Origin of the sequence: Glaciihabitans tibetensis, assembly GCF_003003265.1 — a bacterium.
Taxonomy (GTDB): Bacteria; Actinomycetota; Actinomycetes; order Actinomycetales; family Microbacteriaceae; genus Glaciihabitans; species Glaciihabitans tibetensis.
Genome location: NZ_PVTL01000004.1, coordinates 353,360 through 372,166, shown reverse-complemented (window position 1 = coordinate 372,166; position 18,807 = coordinate 353,360). Strand labels below are relative to the sequence as shown.

Here is an 18,807-nt window from a genome sequence, read left to right as displayed (position 1 = left end):
CGGTTACATTCCGAACCCGGAAGCTAAGACTCTCTGCGCCGATGGTACTGCAGGGGGGACCCTGTGGGAGAGTAGGACACCGCCGGACTTACTTTGCATCACCAGTGAATGGCCACCCCACCGGGGTGGCCATTCCGCTTTAACACACGGCGCAGGTTGGTTAGTGCGTCGTTTCTCGTTCCGTAAGGGACAATGGTCAGATACGAGATGCTTTCAGGCGGCGCTAATGTCGACGCCGTGGCATCCGCCTAACAAAATCAACACCGAACAAATCAACACCCAACAAATCAACAGCAGAGCAGCACCGAATGGGTGCGGGGGAGTGAGCCGCGATGAGCGATCCAACCGAACGCGGGGACCGTGCCGATCGTCCGGACCGTGTAGATCGTCCGGACCGTGCAAGCAGTGCAGACCGTGCGAGTGCAGACCGTCCAGATCGCCCCGATCGCCCCGATCGCAACACCACGCGCAGCAACGAGCGCGCCGCCCGCAACAACGACCGTACCGGCGGCGAGCGTCCCGCCCGGTCGACTAGCAGTGACCGCCCTGCTCGCTCCAGCGATGACCGCCCTGCTCGCCCGTCAAACGGTGACCGCCCTGCTCGCGCCAGCGAACAGCGCCCTGCTCGCTCCAGCGACGACCGTCCCGCGCGTACGTATGGTGGCGACCGTCCTGCTCGGCAGAGCAGTGATCGCCCGAGCAGCGATCGTCCGGACCGTCCTGACCGTCCCGCGCGCGCGAGCGACCGACAGCCCGGTCGTCCCACCTCAGATCGGGACCGTGCCGCTCGTGGTGCTCGCCCCGCACGCAGCGGTGACGGCAAAAAACTCTGGACCGATCGCGGAGCCCCCGCACGAGGAAACAAGGAGGCGGGAGCGAGCAACGCCGCCGCTAATGCCGCCGCGGCCGCCGAGTGGGAAGACCGCGATCCGTTCAACACCCGCAGTGTGCGCAGCCGGCACGACGACCCGGTCATTCCGGAAGACGTCCTGCCCGACGAACTGGACCGTGTTGCCCGAAACGAGCTCAAGACGCTCGCGAAGGACAATGCCGAGGGAGTGGCGAAGCACCTGGCTATGGCAGCGCGCCTGATCGAGTCCGACCCGACGCTCGCGCATGCTCATGCTGTTTCCGCTGCCCGCCGCGCCGGTCGTATCGGTGTGGTCCGGGAGACCCTCGCCATCACCGCTTACGCAACCGGAGACTACGCTCTTGCCCTGCGCGAGCTGCGAACGCACCGCAGGATCACCGGGCGCGACGACCAGCTTCCCCTGATGGTCGACTGTGAGCGTGCGTTGGGCCGGCCGGACAAGGCGTTGGAGCTCGCTCGCAGCATCCCCAAGTCGAAGCTGTCCGTTCCTGTGCAGGTGGAACTCGCGATCGCGATGTCCGGCGCGCGCCTTGACCAGGGCGACGCCAAGGCAGCGCTGCAGGAAGTCACTATTCCGCAGCTCGACCCGACCCACGTCTTTTCGTACTCGCCCGACCTCTTTGCGGCCTACGCGACCTGCCTCGAAGATCTCGGTCGCGAGCAGGACGCTGCGGTCTGGTGGGCACACGCCGACACCGCTCAGGAAGCGGTTGACCAGCGCGACCTCGGCATTGATGGCGAGACCATCGATATCTACGAAGACGACTACGAAGACGACTACGAAGACGACTACGAAGACGACAACGAAGACGATCTCAAGGTCGAGCTTGAGGACGTGCGCGAAGTCGACCTCGAGGGCATTACAGAAGACGACCAACCAATCGAAGAAACGGATGCAGCGAGTGAAGTTTCAGGGCCTGACGAAACTGATTCCGCCGCGACTGATTCCGCTGCGGCAGAAGGCGTCTCCGATGAGCGCTAAGCGCCGCTCACCGCTCGACGGCGTCGACCTTGTCCTTGCCGACCTCGATGGAGTTATCTACAAGGGCGCGGATGCGATCCCGTTCGCGGTAGAGGCAATGAACCTTGCGTCCGCGGACGCGCGAATCGGGTACATCACCAACAATGCGTCGCGCACCGCCCAGTCGGTGGCCGAACACCTGTCGAGCCTTGGCCTCACGGTGGCGGCCGACGACGTCATCACCTCGCCGCAGGCCGCTGTCCGTCTTCTCGCCGGGATCGTTCCCGCGGGATCGAAGATTCTGGTCATCGGTGGTGCTGGACTCATCGAGGAAGTCGAGAAGGCCGGGTTCGTTGCCACATTCTCGGCGGACGACGACCCTACGGCGGTCATTCAGGGTTATTACCCGGAGATCGGCTGGGTGCACCTGGCTGAGGCCGCGTTCGCGCTGCACACGGGCATTCCCTGGGTGGCCACCAACACCGACTGGACAATCCCGGTCGCCCGCGGAACCGCCCCGGGAAACGGAACGCTCGTCTCTGCGGTGCACACGGCGGTGGGACGGCTTCCCGTTGTCGCGGGCAAGCCGGAGGCCGCTATTTTTGAGGTCGCCGTCGAGCGCTTCGGCGCATCCGCCCCACTTTTTATCGGTGACCGCCTGGATACTGACATCCTCGGGTCAAATCGCGCAGGAATCGACTCAGCACTCGTGCTGACCGGAATCGACCAGGCCAAGCAGGTTCTGGCCGCCGATGCCAACTCTCGTCCTCGATACATCCTGGGCGACCTGCGCGAGCTCTCGGAGCCGTACCCGGAGACCATCGAGATCATCGATGCGCACGGTGCCGTAATCACGCGAGTCGGCGACGCGATCGTGCGCCGGGCAGGCAACGCCCTGCGTGTAGAAGCAGAGGGAACCAACAAACTCGACCTTCTGCGCGCGGGTGCCGCAGCGATCTGGAGCTCGGGTTCGAGTATCCACGCCTTCCAGGTGCCGCCAGAACTATATTCGTGAGTATGAGCGATGTAGCCCAGGGTGCCAGTAAAGGCGACAGTGCCGGCGAGGACGCCGACGCGCTCCGAGAGCGACTCTCACAAATTGACGAGTTGCCCCTCGGGGAACGCGCGGACGAGTTCGCGCAGCTGCACGGCCAGCTGCAGTCACTGCTCGAGGGCAACGACGCGAGCCCCAGCGAAGCCGGTGACGCGCCAGCAAGCGAGTCGGCAGACGCCCCAACAGACGCCTCAACAAACGTGACCCCGCGCGATGTCTGACTCTCGGCTCGACTCCGTGCTCGGCGACCGCGGGCTCGCCCGCTCGCGGACCCACGCCGCGCGGCTGATCGCCGACGGGCTGGTCACGGTCGACGGCAAGCCCCAGGTGAAGCCGTCTTTTCGGGTGCGGGAGGGACAGGTTGTCGAGGTGGCTGAATCTGACCACTACGTCAGCCGCGCCGCGCACAAGCTGGTTGCGGCGCTAGATGCATTCCCGATCGAGGTGCACGACAGACTTGCGCTGGATGTGGGCGCGTCGACCGGAGGTTTCACGCAGGTCCTGTTGGAACGTGGCGCGCGCCGGGTCATATCCCTTGATGTGGGGCACGGCCAACTGGTGCCGGAGATCGCGAACGACCCCAGGGTGGTTGTTGTGGAGGGCGAGAACGCTCGCTACCTCACTCCCGTGCAGCTTGCCCACAGTTCGGGCGTGACCGAGATCCCGACGCTGCTGGTGGCCGACCTGTCGTTCATCTCCCTGCCCACCGTGATGCCGGCCATGGTCGACACCGTTGGTCGTGATGCAGACTTCGTGCTGCTGATAAAGCCACAGTTCGAGGTCGGACGCGGCGGTATCCGTGAGGGGATCGTGCGCGACCAGCGACTGCGCCAGGACGCCGTCTCTGCGGTGCTCTGGGCAGCGTGGGACCTTGGACTCGGCACGGCCGGACTCATCCCCTCACCGATTGCCGGCAATGCAGGAAACCTCGAGTATCTGGTCTGGTTGAGCGCGGGGTCGGGTACGAATCCGACAGAATGGATACAGCGAATCGCAGCACTTGCGTGACAAATCGCTGCACCGCGTACTGAAGGGCATCCCCGCCGTGACTTCCGACCGCCACATCCTGATAGTTGCCCACACCGGAAGGCCCGACTCGCTCGCGGCCGCCATTCAAGTGTGTCGCCAGCTGCAAGCCGCAGGAATCACCCCCGTGCTATCCCGCGACGAGTTCGACGATATGAAAACGTCGGCCGGTGACCTGTCGCCCGTCGACATCCTCGGCGAGACCATCGACGTCGGCGACCTCGAGATCGTCATCGTACTCGGCGGCGACGGCACCATCCTGCGGGCCGCTGAACTCGCCAGGGGCTGCTCTGCGCCGCTGCTCGGTGTCAATCTTGGCCACGTTGGCTTCCTCGCCGAGAGCGAGCGGGAAGACCTCACCGACACCGTCGTCCGAGTTCTCGCCCGCGACTACCTGGTCGAGGAACGGATGACGCTTGCCGTGCAGGCCTGGGTCGGCTCCGAGATGATCTTCGAAACCTGGGCGCTGAACGAAGCGACCATCGAGAAGGCCAGCCGCGAACGGATGCTCGAGGTCGTCATCGAGATCGACGGGCGGCCGCTGTCGTCGTTCGGTTGCGACGGCGTCGTGATTTCCACCCCCACCGGTTCGACCGCGTACTCATTTTCGGCCGGCGGACCCATCGTGTGGCCGAGCCTCGACGCGATGCTGATGGTGCCGCTGAGTGCCCACGCGCTGTTTGCGCGTCCGCTCGTTGTCGGGCCAAACTCCACCCTCGCGGTGGAAGTGCTCGACCGCACCCAGGGCTCTGGTGTGCTGTGGTGTGACGGACGCCGCACACAGGATCTGCCGCGCGGCGCGCGGGTCGTGGCGAAACGGTCGCCAGTGCCGGTGCGCCTCGCCCGCCTGTCGCAGGGCCCCTTCACCGACCGCCTCGTGCACAAGTTCGCCTTGCCGGTCACGGGGTGGCGAGGAGCTGTGGGCGAGGGGACCCGTCCATGATCGAAGAGATTTCCATCCGCGGTCTTGGCGTCATCGGCGATGCGCGCCTTCCCCTGGGCCCCGGCTTCACTGCGCTGACCGGCGAGACCGGCGCGGGTAAGACCATGGTGGTCACCGCGCTCGGCCTGCTACTCGGGGGAAGGGCGGACAGCTCAGCCATCCGCTCTGGCTCGTCGGGAGCGGTCGTCGAGGGACAGTGGCTGGTCGACGCGAACGGGCCGGTCGCCGAACGGGTGCGGGACGCCGGGGGAGACCTCGACGAGATCCCCGACAGCTCCGACGCTGGCCTGCTGCTCAGCAGGTCCCTGTCGGCCGAGGGGCGGAGCAGGGCCGTGGTGGGCGGTCGCGCGGCTCCCGTGGGGGTGCTCGGCGAGATCGGGCACCAGCTGGTGGTGGTCCACGGCCAGTCTGACCAGGTACGGCTGCGCTCGGGCACCGCCCAGCGCGCCGCGCTCGACCGCTTCGCCGGTGCGGACCTTGGCGCGGTGGTCGCGACGTTCCAGGGCGTCTATCGCCGCTGGCAAAGCGCCGAAGCCGAACTCGAACTGCTTGTCGCCGAGCGCGACCGTCGCATTCGCGAAGCCGAGGATCTCACCCTCGCCCTGGCGGAGATCGAGGAGGCCGCGCCGCTGCCGAACGAAGACGTTGAGCTGGGGGAGCGGATCGACCGGCTCACCAATCTCGAAGACCTCCGCCTGGCCGCCTCGCAGGCGCAGGAGTTGCTGTCCGCGCAGACCCTCGAGGACACCGGGGACGTGTTGGTGATGCTGGATGCCGCGCGCCGACTCATCGAGCGTGCCTCCGAACACGACACCGAGCTGGCGCCCATTTCCGAAGCACTGGCAGCGGCAACCTTCGCGGTCAACGACATCTCCGCGCAGCTCTCGAGTTACCTCGGCGGCCTCGACATCGAAGGCGCGCGCGAGCTGGAGACGCTTCAGGAACGCCGCGCACTACTGACAGCGCTGGTGCGCAAGCACGGCCCGACGCTGCAGGACACGATCGATTTTCTCGACACGGGCAGTAGCCGGCTGCTTGAACTCAACAACGACTCCGACCGCATCTCCGCCCTGTCCGCCCAGGTAGAGTCCGATCAGGAACAGATCCTCGCCCTGGCCGACGACGTCAGTGCACTGCGCCGAGCCGCCGCTGTCCGGCTGTCCGAGGGCGTTACCGCGGAGCTCGGCGCCCTCGCCATGGCGAATGCCCGGCTGACCGTGGACGTACAGGACAAGGATGAGGTCTCCCTCTCCGGTAAGGACCGGGTCACGTTTTTGCTCCAGCCGCATCCCGGAGTTGATCCGCTTCCGCTCGGCCGCGGAGCCTCGGGCGGCGAGCTGTCCCGCGTGATGCTGGCGATCGAGGTCGTCATCGCGGGCAAAGATCCCGTGCCGACGTTCATCTTTGACGAGGTGGATGCCGGTGTCGGCGGTGCCAGTGCGATCGAGATCGGGCGTCGGCTCGCGTCCCTCGCGCAAACCTCCCAGGTGATCGTGGTGACCCACCTCGCCCAGGTCGCGGCATTTTCGACGAATCACCTGCGCGTCGTCAAGGACGTGGATGGCTCGGTGACCACGAGCAGCGTCCAGCAGCTCGAGGGTGAAGACCGAATCGCCGAGATGGCGCGGCTTTTGTCTGGTCTACCCGACTCGGAGAGCGGGCTCGCGCACGCCAGGGAGCTGCTTGAAATGGCACATCGAGGCTAGCGTCGCCACCCCGGAACTGTGTCAGTTTTGTGAACAAAACGCCCGAGCGAGCAGAAACCCTCGCGCGTGGGATACGCTGTAATCCCGTGGTGAACAATTCTGAGCGGCAAGTTACAAAACACATTTTCGTCACCGGGGGAGTCGTTTCGAGCCTTGGTAAAGGGCTCACGGCAGCTAGCCTCGGTAACCTTCTGACGGCGCGGGGTCTTCGCGTCGTGATGCAGAAGCTCGACCCGTACCTGAATGTCGACCCCGGAACGATGAACCCGTTCCAGCACGGCGAGGTCTTTGTGACCGACGACGGCGCAGAGACCGACCTCGACATCGGGCACTACGAGCGTTTTCTCGACATCAACCTGAACCAGGCCGCCAATGTGACGACCGGGCAGATTTACTCGAACGTGATCGCCAAGGAGCGCCGCGGCGAGTACCTCGGTGACACCGTGCAGGTCATCCCGCACATCACCGACGAGATCAAGCGTCGGATGCGTCTGCAGACGACCGACGAGCCCCGCCCGGATGTGATCATCACCGAGATCGGTGGAACGGTCGGCGACATCGAGAGCCAGCCGTTCATCGAGGCCGCGCGTCAGCTGCGCCACGAGCTCACCCGCCGCAATGTCTTTTTTGTGCACGTCTCACTCGTCCCGTTTATGAACGCCTCGGGCGAGCAGAAGACGAAGCCGACGCAGCACTCGGTCGCAGCGCTGCGATCGATCGGCATCCAGCCCGACGCCCTGGTGCTGCGCTCCGACCGTCCGGTCTCCGAGAGCAACAAGCGCAAGATCGCGCTCATGTGTGACGTCGACGAGTCGGCGGTGGTCAACTGCATCGACGTTCCCTCGATCTACGAAATTCCCGGCATGCTGCACGACCAGGGCCTCGACGCCTACATCATCGAGCAGCTCGGCCTCGAAGCCGGCCCCGTGAACTGGGACGGGTGGAGCGACCTGCTGACCGCCGTGCACAACCCCAAGCACGAGGTGACCATCGGCCTGGTCGGCAAGTACATCGACCTGCCCGACGCCTACCTCTCCGTCACCGAGGCCCTGAAGGCCGGCGGATTCGCGCAGCAGACCAAGGTGAACCTCAAGTGGATTCCCTCCGACGAGTGCGAGACCGAGGAGGGCGCGGCCCGCTTACTGGGCGAGCTCGACGCGATCTGCGTGCCAGGAGGCTTTGGTATCCGTGGCATCGAGGGCAAGCTCGGCGCCCTGCGATTCGCCCGCGAGAACGCCGTTCCGGTGCTGGGTTTGTGCCTCGGGTTGCAGTGCATGGTCATCGAGTACGGCCGTAACAAGGCCAACCTCCCGGGGGCTTCCTCCAGCGAATTTGACCCCGAGACCGCGTTCCCGGTCATCGCCACGATGGCGGAGCAGGTCGACATCATCGCGACCGGCGACATGGGCGGCACGATGCGTCTCGGCCTGTACGAGGCTTCGCTCCAGGAGGGCTCGATCGTCGCCGAACTGTACGGCGCCACGAGCGTGTCCGAGCGCCACCGCCACCGCTACGAGGTCAACAACACCTACCGCGACCAGATCGCGGCAGCGGGTATGACCTTCTCCGGCATCTCCCCGGACCGCACGCTGGTGGAGTTCGTGGAGCTTCCCCGCGAGGTACACCCGTTCTACGTGGGAACGCAGGCTCACCCCGAGCTGCGGTCGCGCCCGAACCACGCGCACCCGCTGTTCCGCGGACTCGTCGGTGCCGCCCTCGACCGCCAGCGCGCGAGCCGCCTGTTCGAGGTCGCCGAGGCGGACATCGTCGGGTCGCCCCAGGCCGCGCCGGTCGCCCAGGCCGCGCCGGTTGCGGAGCCCGCCGATGTCTAATCTGAACCAGTCGGACCAAGTCCAGGATCAGCACCACCAGCAGCAGCCTCACGCCCTGCCCCTCGCAGACGTCGCCGCCGCCGAGGACGTGGTGTCCTCCGACGTCGTGTTCGAAGGCGCCGTCTGGAACATCCGGCGTGACGTCGTCACCTACCGGGACAACAAGATCACCCGCGAGTACGTCGACCACACCGGCGCGGTCGCGGTGCTTGCGCTCGACGACCAGAACCGCGTGCTGCTGATCCAGCAGTACCGTCACCCCGTGGGTATGCGCGATTGGGAGCTTCCCGCCGGACTCCTCGACGCGGAGGGCGAGTCGAACCTGGCCGCCGCACAGCGAGAGCTGGCAGAAGAAGTCGACCTGAAGGCTGACGACTGGAGCAAGCTCGTCAGTTTTCACACGACTCCGGGCGGGAGCAACGAGATCGTGCACGTGTTCCTCGCCCGCGGGATCAGTGCAACACCGACCTTCAACCGTGAGGACGAGGAGGCGGACATCGTGGTGGGCTGGGTGCCGCTCGAAGATGTCGTGGCCGCGATCCTCGCGGGCAGCCTCACCAACTCCATCCTGATGATCGCGGTGCTCGCCGCCCATGCCCGCCTCTGAGAACACTTCTGAGAACGCGCCCGGGCCCACGTCTGAGCTAACTTCGCCTGGGCCCAGGACGTCCGCTCTCACCCTCGCAGCGAGCCTGGAGCGGTACCTCCGGTACGTGTCGATCGAGCGTGGGCTCGCGACGAACACCGTGCTGGCGTATCGCCGCGATCTCGGGGTGTACCTCGCGCACCTGGCGGAGTCCGGGGTAACTCGGCCGGGGGATGTCGCTGCGTCCGATGTTTCGGCTTTCGCCCGCGCCCTGTCGACGCGCGGCGATGTGCCGCTGACCGCGGCATCCGTCTCTCGCATGCTTTCCTCCGTTCGCAGCTTTCATCGTTACCTCGTCGGTGAGGGGCAGGTCGAGGCGGATGTCGCGTCCGACACCACCCCGCCGAAGCTCCCCAGTCGGCTGCCCAAGGCAATCACGGTCGAGCAGATGGCCGCGGTGCTCGCGAGTACCGAGGGGGACGCCCCGCAACAGCTGCGGGATCGTGCCTTGCTCGAACTGCTCTACGCGACCGGGGCCCGCATCTCGGAGGCGGTCGCGCTCAACGTCGACGACGTCATCGACAACGACGTGGTGCGCCTGTTCGGCAAGGGCGGCAAGCAACGCATCGTGCCGCTCGGCAGTTACGCACGCACCGCGATCGACGAGTACCTCGTGCGGGTGCGTCCGTTGCTGTCGTCCCGCGGCGCCGCGACTCCTGCCCTGTTCCTGGGTTTGCGCGGGCAGCGGGTATCGCGCCAGAATGCGTGGCTGATCATCAAGGCTGCCGCCGAGCGCTCCCAGCTCGGAATCCCGATCTCGCCACACACCTTTCGGCATTCCTTCGCGACCCACCTGCTTGCCGGCGGTGCGGACGTGCGGGTGGTGCAGGAACTGCTCGGACATTCATCCGTCGCGACGACCCAGATTTACACCCTGGTGACGGCGGACACGCTGCGGGATATGTACACCACGGCCCACCCCCGAGCCCGCGAGGCCTGAGCATTCGTTCGGTCTTCAGAACCGCGCGGTCATTACCGGGAGCGGCGAATCGACCCAGTACAGTGGAAACACCCGGCCCAGCGGTGGTCGGCAGGAACGGGAGCAACGTCTGTGGCGGCCAAGAAAATTGAGGGTGGCGAGCTCTCGGGTCTCGAAACTCCGAAGGTCGGTCCGACCGGTCGTCCGATTCGATCGTTCCCGGTGCCTGAGCAGCTGGGAACGCACGGTCCGGCCCGCATCATTGCCCTCTGCAACCAGAAGGGCGGCGTCGGTAAGACGACGACCACCATCAGCCTGGGCGCGACGCTCGCCGAATACGGCCGCAAGGTGTTGGTCATCGACTTCGATCCGCAGGGCGCTCTGTCCGCGGGACTCGGCATCAACACCCACGAGCTGACCACCATCTACGACCTGCTTCTCGGCACGGTCAAAGACACCCGGTCCGCGGTCGTTGCCACACACGTGCCGAACCTCGACCTGATCCCCGCGAACATCGACCTCTCCGCCGCGGAGGTGCACCTGGTCAACGAGGTCGCCCGCGAGCAGATCCTGTCGCGCGTGCTGCGCCAGGTCGCCAACGACTATGACGTCATCCTCATCGACTGCCAGCCCTCGCTCGGGCTCCTCACCATCAACGCGTTGACCGCGGCCCACGGCGTGCTGATCCCGCTCGAGTGCGAGTTCTTCGCCCTCCGGGGGGTAGCGCTGCTGGTGGAGACCGTCGACAAGGTGCGCGACCGGCTGAACCCGTCGATCAAGCTCGACGGCATCCTGCCCACCATGTACGACTCGCGCACCCTGCACGCGCGTGAGGTTCTCGAACGCGTGGTTGAGGCCTTCGGCGACGACGTGCTCGACACGGTCATCGGCCGTACGGTGAAGTTCCCGGACGCGAGCATCTCGGGCATCCCGATCACCTCCTACGCTCCGGAACACCCGGCCTCCGAGGCCTACCGCCAGCTGGCCCGAGAGTTGATCTCCCGTGGTGCAGTCGCCTAAGGGCGAGGCCTCGCTCACGCAGGCGGAGACCGCGAGCCCTTCGCGCGGCTTCTCCGTCAGCCTCTCCAACTTCAACGGCCCATTCGACCTGCTGTTGTCGCTCATCTCCAAACACGAGATGGACATCACCGAGGTGTCGCTCAGCCGCGTCACCGACGAGTTCATCTCCTACCTGCGCGGCGTCGACACCGAAGCCGAGCTTGACCAGGCGACCGAGTTTCTTGTTGTTGCCGCGACTCTTCTCGACCTCAAGGTCGCAGGCCTGCTTCCCCAGGGGGAGCTGGTGGATGCGGAGGATGTCGCTCTGCTCGAGGCCCGCGACCTGTTGTTTGCGCGGCTGCTGCAGTATCGCGCGTTCAAGGAAGCATCACAGTGGTTTTCGGCCAGGTTCGAGAACGAGCTCAGCCGCCGGTTTCGGGCGGTGCGGCTCGAGGAGAAGTATCGCGCGCAGACGCCGGAGCTCGTCTGGACGCTGAGCCTGCACGACTTCGCCGCGATCGCGACGCTCGCGCTCACCCCGAATGAGATCCCGACGGTGGGGCTCGATCACCTTCACGCGCCGCTGATCAGCATCCGGGAACAGGCCGCCCACATCGTCGCGATGCTGCAACGGGGCGAACCGTTGAGCTTCCGGCAGCTGATCGCGGGCGCCGAGGGCATAGGGATCGTCAGCAAGGGCGTCGTGATTGCCCGGTTCCTCGCGGTGCTCGAGCTGTACCGGCATGCCGCGATTTCGTTCGAGCAGCTCGAGCCGCTCGGCGAATTGATCGTGCGGTGGACCGCGGAGAACTGGTCCGATAAGTCTCTGGCCAATCTGGGAGCCGACTATGACAGTTAACGTTTTCGCTAAGGCGAGTGACGGCGCCACCGTGCCGCCGGGGTTCCTCGACCTCGATCGCGCGCTCGAGGCGATCCTCATGGTCGCGGACGAACCGCAGTCCCTCGTCGGCATGGCGTCCACGCTGAGCACTCCGGTCTCTGCTGTACGCAAGGCGATCGCACGACTTGTTGCTGACTTTGACGGCGAAAATGGCGGCATCCGCAGGGGGTTCCAGCTGCGCGAGGTCGCCGGCGGGTGGCGCATCTACGTGCGCGCGGAGTACGACGATGTGGCCCGCGATTTTGTTGTGACGCAAAACCCAACGAAACTGTCTCAGGCGGCTTTGGAAACTCTCGCCGTGATCGCCTACAAGCAACCGATCAGTCGTGCGTCGATTGCCTCGATTCGCGCGGTGAACGTCGACTCGGTTGTGCGCACGCTCCTCGGACGTGGCCTGATCACCGAGGCGTTCGCCGACAGCGAGACCGGCGCAATCAACTACGCCACCACCGACGTGCTGCTCAGCCAGCTCGGCATCAATTCGCTCAGCGAGTTGCCCCATATTTCTCCCCTGCTTGACGATGGAACGGACGGATTCGATGAACTCTCCTAGCGATGAGGGCGAACGCCTGCAAAAGGTAATGGCCGCGGCGGGCGTCGCGAGCCGTCGCGTCTCCGAGGACATGATCACCGCCGGCCGCGTAACCGTCAACGGCGAGGTCGTCACCGAGCTCGGGCGCCGGGTCAACGCCGACGCCGACCTGATCGCCGTGGACGGCACCGCGGTGCAGCTCGACACGAGCCGCCGCTACCTGATGCTCAACAAGCCGGTGGGCATCGTCAGTTCCCTCGCCGACGAAAACGGCCGGGCCGACCTGTACCGCTGGACGGCTCGCTACGAGGAGCGCCTGTTCAACGTCGGCCGCCTCGACACCCAGACCAGCGGCCTGCTGCTGCTCACCAACGATGGTGAGCTCGCCCACGTGCTCGCTCACCCGTCGTTCGGTGTGTCGAAGACGTACATTGCCAAGGTGTCCGGTGAGGTCGCCTCGACCACCATGCGCGAACTCATGAACGGCATTGAGCTGGAAGACGGTTTCATCGCCGCCGACAAGGCGCGGGTCGTCGGCCAGCTTGGTCGCGGCCAGTCGATGGTCGAGATCGAGCTGCACTCCGGCCGCAACCGGATCGTGCGCCGCATGCTGGCGCACGTCGGCCACCCCGTCATCGATCTGGTGCGTCGCCAGTTCGGACCGCTCCACCTCGGTTCGCTCCCGTCCGGAAACATCCGCGACCTCACGAAGGCCGAACTCGGTCAGCTGCTCACCATCTCCCGCGCGGCGAAAGCCGAACAGGACAGCAAGTCGTGACCGACCGCCGCCTGCGCGGCCCGGTAAGAATTGTCGGGGCAGGGCTGCTGGGGGCAAGCATCGGCCTGGCGCTGCGCGAACGTGGCGTCGACGTCATCCTGTCGGACATTTCTCCCGCCACCCTCACCCTGGCGATCGACTACGGCGCCGGGCGCGCTGCCGCGGTGGGGGACGCCCCCGAGCTGATCGTGGTGTGCGTGCCGCCGGATGTGGTCGCGACCACCGTTGCACTCGAGCTCGACGCCTACCCGGACGCGCTGGTGACGGATGTCGCGAGCATCAAGCTTGCGCCCCTGCTCCAGTTGCGCGCTCTCGGCGCCGACCTGTCGCGCTACATCGGTAGCCACCCGATGGCCGGACGCGAGCGCGGGGGAGCGATCTCCGCCCGCGCCGACCTGTTCATCGGTCGGCCCTGGGTGATCGCGGGCCACGATGACATCACGTACCGGCGAGCGGCCGCCGTCGAAGACCTCGCCCTTGACCTGGGGTCGGTTCCCCTTGAGATGGATGCCGCGGAGCACGACGCATCTGTGGCGATGGTCTCGCACGTGCCGCAGGTGCTGTCGTCACTTCTGGCCGCCCGACTTCACCACGCCAGCGACGCGACCGTGGGTCTCGCCGGCCAGGGATTGCGCGACATGACCCGCATCGCCGCGAGCGACCCAGAGTTATGGGTGCAGATTCTTGCGGCCAATGCCCAGCCTGTGGGCGCGGTGCTCGAGGCTCTGCGCGATGACCTCGACCGGGTCATCCGCTCTCTGTCTGATCCGGCTGTGCCCGGCGCACGTCGAGCCCTCGCCGAGTCACTCGCGGATGGAAACATCGGGGTCGCACGCATCCCCGGCAAACACGGGCAGGCGAAGCACTTCAGCCAGATCGTCATCAAGGTGGATGACCGGCCGGGCGAACTCGCGAAGCTGCTCACGGAGATCGGCGAGGTGGGCGTCAACATGGAGGACCTCCGCCTCGAGCACTCACCCCGGGCCCAGATCGGCCTCGCAGAAATCAGCGTCCTCCCCGAGGAAGAACAACGTCTGGTCGAGGAGCTCGAAGCTCGCGGCTGGCAGATCGCAGGAGCATTCAGTTGAGTAACACCGCCGTAAACAACATCGCCGTGAACGACACAGCATCCCCCCTCGTTGTCGCGATCGACGGCCCTGCCGGCAGCGGCAAGTCCAGCGTCAGCCGCGCGACCGCGACCAGTCTGGGCTTCGACTACCTCGACACCGGCGCCGCCTACCGGGCGCTCGCCTTCGCCTGCCTCGCCCGGAGCATCGACACCAGCAGTCCCGATGCGGTCATCGCGCAGCTCGTCGATTTCGACTACGAGATCGGCATTGACCCGGCCGACTACTTCGTCAGTGTCGGGGGAGAAGACGTAACCGACGCCATCCGCGAGCCCCGCGTCACCGCCGTCGTGAGCGCCGTGGCACGGGTGCCGGAGGTGCGCGCCTACCTCGTCGCGCTGTTCCGGCAGATCATCGCGGCCAGCGCAAAATCCGGCATTATCGTCGAGGGCAGGGATATCACCACGGTCGTGGCTCCCGACGCAAAACTGCGGATACTGCTCACAGCCTCCGAGGAGGCTAGAATGGGAAGGCGTTCAGCGGAAATCTCGGGGGAATCCGCCGAGACGACAGCTAAGCAACTCGCCTCGCGGGATGCGGCAGACTCGAGGGTCGTCGACTTCATGAACGCCGCAGACGGAGTAATCACCGTCGATTCAACGGATCTCGACTTCGATCAGACGGTGGCTGCCGTCGTTGATCTTGTACGTGTGGCTGAAGGCCGCGCGGAGATCCCCACGAACTGAGGAAACAATGGCTGACGAAAACGATGACTTTCCCGAACTAGATTCCGGGGTCGTTGAGCGACTGAACGCGCTCGGCGAAGAAGACGGTGCCATGCGCGCCAACGCGCTTCGCGCGGGACTGACCGACTACGACCTCGACGACGACGACTACGAAGTCCTCGAAATGTCGGAGTACGACCCCGACGCAATCGTCTACCTTCCGGCGCTGCCGGTTCTGGCGATCGTGGGTCGGCCGAACGTCGGCAAGTCCGCTCTGGTCAACCGCATCATCGGTCGCCGTGAGGCCGTAGTCGAGGACACCCCCGGCGTCACCCGCGACCGCGTCAACTACAAGGGCGAGTGGGCCGAACGCAAGTTCACCATCGTCGACACCGGCGGCTGGGAGCCAGACGCCAAGGGCATCAATGCGTCCGTCGCGGCCCAGGCCGAAATCGCCGTCGACCTCGCAGATGCCGTTCTTTTTGTGGTGGATGCCACGGTCGGAGCCACCTCGACTGACGAGCACGTCGTCCGCATGCTCCGCGGTACCAAGAAGCCGGTCATCCTCGTCGCCAATAAGGTCGATGACGTGCGCCAGGAAGCAGACGCTGCGGCCCTCTGGAGCCTCGGACTCGGCGAGCCCTGGCCCGTCTCGGCCGTGCACGGTCGCGGCGTTGCCGACCTGCTCGACAAGGTGATGACCGTCCTTCCCGAGGTTTCTGCCGTTGCTAAGGAAGAAGTTGGTGGACCGCGTCGTGTCGCCATCCTCGGGCGCCCGAACGTGGGCAAGTCCAGCCTCCTCAACAAGACCGCCGGAGAGGAGCGGGTCGTCGTCAACGCGATGGCCGGCACCACCCGCGACCCGGTCGATGAGCAGGTAGAGATCGGTGGAAAGTTCTGGCGCTTCGTCGACACCGCCGGTATCCGCCGCCGCGTGAACCTGTCACAGGGCGCCGACTTTTACGCGACCCTGCGCACCAGCGCAGCGCTGGAAAAGGCCGAGGTCGCGATCGTCATGATCGACGTCTCCGAGGTCATCAGCGTGCAGGACCTCAAGATCATCGACCTGGTTCTCGAGTCGGGCCGCGCGCTCGTGCTCGCGTTCAACAAGTGGGACCTCCTCGACGACGAACGTCGCAAGTACCTCGAGCGCGAGATCGAGCAGGACCTCAGCCACGTTGCCTGGGCGCCGCGGGTTAACATCTCCGCGAAGACCGGTCGCCACATGGAGAAGCTGGTTCCGGCTCTCGAGATCGCCCTCGAGTCGTGGGACACCCGCATCCCCACCGGAAAGTTCAATGCGTTGTTGGCAGAACTCACCGCCGAGCACCCGCACCCGGTGCGCGGGGGAAAGCAGCCGCGCATCCTCTTCGGAACGCAGGCCGCCTCGCGTCCGCCGACGTTTGTGCTCTTCACCACCGGGTTCCTCGACCCGCAGTACCGCCGCTTCATCACGCGCCGCCTGCGCGAGATCTTCGGTTTCGAGGGAAGCCCGATCAACGTCAACATGCGCGTCCGCGAGAAGCGCAAGCGCTAGTAGGTGGGTAGGCGCGCTGCCTGCAACTGCAGCTGCTCGATATACGGCCCTTTGCTGGCTCCAGCTGCGTAGCCCAACGAGCCCGGCCCACTTCGGTGGTGCCGGGCTCGTTTTGGTTCGCGCGTGTGCTTTTGCCCACTTCTTCTCGATCTAACTCCCGGCTCGTTCAGGTCTCGCTTTCCCTCGTTCTGCGTGCCGGCTTGTCTCTTCCCGTTTGGGGTAGAACTAGCGGTTGACCAGCTATTTCATCAACATTGTCAACCCCTGCGCCCGAATTCGACGAAATATCCGTGAATGTCAGTGGCCGGGTGAATCGTGTTGGTATGACGCATCTAGAGGAGCCTTCGGGTGAGTCGCCCACCCAGCATCCGCCCACCCAGCATCCGCCCACCCAGCATCCGCCCACCCAGCATCCGCCCACCCAGTATCCGCCCGACGACCTCCCGCCCGACGACCTTCTGCTCAACTACCTCCTGCCCGACGACCTTCTGCCTGAGGACGTTCAGTCGGAGGCTGAGGAGGAGGCGCAGATGGCCGAACTGCGTCGGCAAATGATCGAGTACGACCGCATCAACGGACCGGTGCACATCGACCTCGACCGAGTGCCGGATGATCCTCACCCGCAGGGCTGGTCGATGGCGGACTGGCGAGCGGCGTGGGGTGAAGATCCAGACCCGAGTTCGCCTCAAGCAATGCACCTCACCAGGCTGGCGATGGTTGACGAGATACTGGCCCTGGAGGCTGCCGAAGCCGAACTGCACGCTCAGCGCACCCGAAAGCTGGACGCGTATCGCCGCGCCTGTGCCGAGAAGGTTGCGGTCGCGGATGCCCGGGCCGAGACTGCACTCATCGAGAGTGCATGCGCTAAAAGCGAGTCGGTCGAAGGTGAAAGCGCTCCGGGTGGTCCCGGCAAGCCAAAGCCCGGTTGGTCGGACGAGGTCATTGCCCGCCGGGAGATGACTACTGAGCTGGCTGCGGCGCTGAGGAAATCAGAGAATCAAATCGCGATGCAGGTCGCTGAGGCGGCGATGCTGGTCGGCTTCTTGCCGAACACGCTGGCAGCGCTCGATCGCGGGCAGATTACTTATCGGCACGCGGCCGTGATCGCTTCCCTTGCGGCAGAGCTACCTGAAGAGGCACGGGCTGCGTTTGAGCAGGCGGTCTTGCCGATCGCGGTCGAGGCGACGGTGCCGCGGCTGACGCAACGCGCGCGGGTTATCCGTGAGCGGATGCACCCGGAGTCGATTGAGGACCGCAACAAGAAAGCTCGCCAGAGACAGTACCTCGCAGTAGATCCGGCAGCGGACGGGATGGCAGTGATCTCGGCGCAGCTTCCGGCCGCAGACGCTATTGGCATCTACAACCGTTGCACCGAGACGGCTATCCGGCTCCAGGGCCCTGATGAGCAACGCCCGCTGGGTCAGCTGAAAGCGGCTGTGTTTCGTGACCTGCTCCTGAATGGGGAGATTCCTGCCAGCTCCCCGGCCCGCCGTGCTGCCGATGGTGCTGAGGTGTTGGCGGGAGGTGCGGCAACCGGAATCCGCGCCACCGTAACGGTAATGGTTCCGGCACTGACACTGCTGGGGCGCAGTGACGAACCGGCGACCGTGGAGGGGTACGGCCCGATCGACCGAGACACGGCGATGGAATTGGCTGCCGGCGCACCGTCGTGGATGCGGGTGCTGACTCACCCCGAAACCGGTGTTGTGCTCTCGGTTGGTCAGGACCGGTACAAGGTCCCGGCGGCGATGCGGTCGTGGTTGCAGCTGCGCGACGAGATTTGTCGCGCCCCTGGCTGCGCTCGACCCGCTAAATTTTGCGATCTGGATCACATAATCGAATGGCAGTACGGCGGCCACACCAGTACCGACAATCTCCAACATCTCTGTCCGACCCATCACAACGTGAAGAGTTACACCGGGTGGAAGGTCCGTGCCCTCGGTAACGGGATGCTCGAATGGGTTTCCCCCGCGAAAAAGGTTCACATCACCAAACCCGCTGTGTCGATCGGATTCCCGAAACCCGAAGTCGACTCTTCCGCCACCGTTTGGAGCAACCTTGACGCGATGACGGACCCGAACTTCAACCCCGCGGACCACGATTGGTACCGACCGCAGCCCGAGGGGCCACATCCGTTCTGACCAGTTTGATGAGGGATCGAGCCGAATTCGCATCGAGCCCGATTGGGCCTGCCCGGACGGTAACCCCACCGCGCATACGATGGCGGCCAGTGGCAATAGCGCCTGCTGCCGATGCACCGCGGTGCCAGTGCCTGTGCATGCGCGCCAAGATGCCCGCCAGCCGCTGTCT

The 18,807-nt window shown here is 65.5% G+C and carries 17 protein-coding genes and 1 rRNA gene; all 18 read left to right on the top strand.

Features of this window, described 5'->3' with window-relative positions; genetic code table 11:
- Positions 1-88: ribosomal RNA gene (gene rrf / locus B0I08_RS09810) — 5S ribosomal RNA — on the top strand; the annotation flags it as partial.
- 244 nt (positions 89-332) lie between these two features.
- Complete coding sequence (locus B0I08_RS17775; protein WP_181243369.1) at positions 333-1,853, top strand: hypothetical protein; 1,521 nt, start codon at positions 333-335, stop codon at positions 1,851-1,853.
- The gene (locus tag B0I08_RS09800) at positions 1,843-2,847 is read left to right on the top strand and encodes an HAD-IIA family hydrolase (protein WP_106212256.1); all 1,005 of its coding nucleotides are present in this window, start codon (positions 1,843-1,845) and stop codon (positions 2,845-2,847) included. Before B0I08_RS17775 ends, B0I08_RS09800 begins: the two co-directional genes overlap by 11 nt.
- 2 nt (positions 2,848-2,849) lie before the next feature.
- On the top strand, positions 2,850-3,107 hold the full coding sequence (locus B0I08_RS09795; protein WP_106212254.1) for a hypothetical protein: 258 nt from the start codon (positions 2,850-2,852) through the stop codon (positions 3,105-3,107).
- Complete coding sequence (locus B0I08_RS09790; protein ID WP_106212252.1) at positions 3,100-3,894, top strand: TlyA family RNA methyltransferase; 795 nt, start codon at positions 3,100-3,102, stop codon at positions 3,892-3,894. The genes B0I08_RS09795 and B0I08_RS09790 overlap by 8 nt, the downstream gene beginning before the upstream one ends.
- The gene (locus B0I08_RS09785; protein ID WP_425432993.1) at positions 3,887-4,855 is read left to right on the top strand and encodes an NAD kinase; all 969 of its coding nucleotides are present in this window, start codon (positions 3,887-3,889) and stop codon (positions 4,853-4,855) included. The genes B0I08_RS09790 and B0I08_RS09785 overlap by 8 nt, the downstream gene beginning before the upstream one ends.
- Positions 4,852-6,561, top strand: a complete 1,710-nt coding sequence (gene recN, locus B0I08_RS09780) for a DNA repair protein RecN (RefSeq protein WP_106212250.1) — start codon at positions 4,852-4,854, stop codon at positions 6,559-6,561. The genes B0I08_RS09785 and recN overlap by 4 nt, the downstream gene beginning before the upstream one ends.
- 86 nt (positions 6,562-6,647) lie before the next feature.
- Complete coding sequence (locus B0I08_RS09775) at positions 6,648-8,393, top strand: CTP synthase (protein WP_181243368.1); 1,746 nt, start codon at positions 6,648-6,650, stop codon at positions 8,391-8,393.
- Positions 8,386-9,000 carry an NUDIX domain-containing protein gene (locus B0I08_RS09770; protein ID WP_106212248.1) on the top strand — a complete coding sequence of 205 codons (615 nt, stop codon included), beginning with the start codon at positions 8,386-8,388 and terminating at the stop codon, positions 8,998-9,000. Before B0I08_RS09775 ends, B0I08_RS09770 begins: the two co-directional genes overlap by 8 nt.
- On the top strand, positions 8,987-9,979 hold the full coding sequence (xerD, locus tag B0I08_RS09765; protein ID WP_106212246.1) for a site-specific tyrosine recombinase XerD: 993 nt from the start codon (positions 8,987-8,989) through the stop codon (positions 9,977-9,979). The genes B0I08_RS09770 and xerD overlap by 14 nt, the downstream gene beginning before the upstream one ends.
- A 111-nt stretch (positions 9,980-10,090) precedes the next feature.
- Positions 10,091-10,978 carry a ParA family protein gene (locus B0I08_RS09760; protein ID WP_106212244.1) on the top strand — a complete coding sequence of 296 codons (888 nt, stop codon included), beginning with the start codon at positions 10,091-10,093 and terminating at the stop codon, positions 10,976-10,978.
- Positions 10,962-11,816, top strand: coding sequence for a segregation and condensation protein A (locus B0I08_RS09755; RefSeq protein WP_106212242.1), 855 nt, complete (start codon positions 10,962-10,964; stop codon positions 11,814-11,816). The genes B0I08_RS09760 and B0I08_RS09755 overlap by 17 nt, the downstream gene beginning before the upstream one ends.
- On the top strand, positions 11,806-12,411 hold the full coding sequence (gene scpB, locus B0I08_RS09750; RefSeq protein WP_106212240.1) for an SMC-Scp complex subunit ScpB: 606 nt from the start codon (positions 11,806-11,808) through the stop codon (positions 12,409-12,411). Before B0I08_RS09755 ends, scpB begins: the two co-directional genes overlap by 11 nt.
- On the top strand, positions 12,398-13,168 hold the full coding sequence (locus tag B0I08_RS09745; protein ID WP_106212238.1) for a pseudouridine synthase: 771 nt from the start codon (positions 12,398-12,400) through the stop codon (positions 13,166-13,168). The genes scpB and B0I08_RS09745 overlap by 14 nt, the downstream gene beginning before the upstream one ends.
- Positions 13,165-14,256 (top strand): prephenate dehydrogenase, encoded by a 1,092-nt coding sequence (locus B0I08_RS09740; protein ID WP_106212236.1) that lies wholly within the window; start codon positions 13,165-13,167, stop codon positions 14,254-14,256. Before B0I08_RS09745 ends, B0I08_RS09740 begins: the two co-directional genes overlap by 4 nt.
- The gene (gene cmk, locus B0I08_RS09735) at positions 14,253-14,981 is read left to right on the top strand and encodes a (d)CMP kinase (RefSeq protein WP_245884735.1); all 729 of its coding nucleotides are present in this window, start codon (positions 14,253-14,255) and stop codon (positions 14,979-14,981) included. Before B0I08_RS09740 ends, cmk begins: the two co-directional genes overlap by 4 nt.
- A 7-nt stretch (positions 14,982-14,988) precedes the next feature.
- A complete protein-coding gene (gene der / locus B0I08_RS09730) occupies positions 14,989-16,497 on the top strand; it encodes a ribosome biogenesis GTPase Der (protein WP_106212234.1) in 1,509 nt (502 codons plus the stop codon).
- Between the two features lie 323 nt (positions 16,498-16,820).
- On the top strand, positions 16,821-18,638 hold the full coding sequence (locus B0I08_RS09725) for an HNH endonuclease signature motif containing protein (protein WP_106212232.1): 1,818 nt from the start codon (positions 16,821-16,823) through the stop codon (positions 18,636-18,638).
- Positions 18,639-18,807 lie beyond the last annotated feature (169 nt).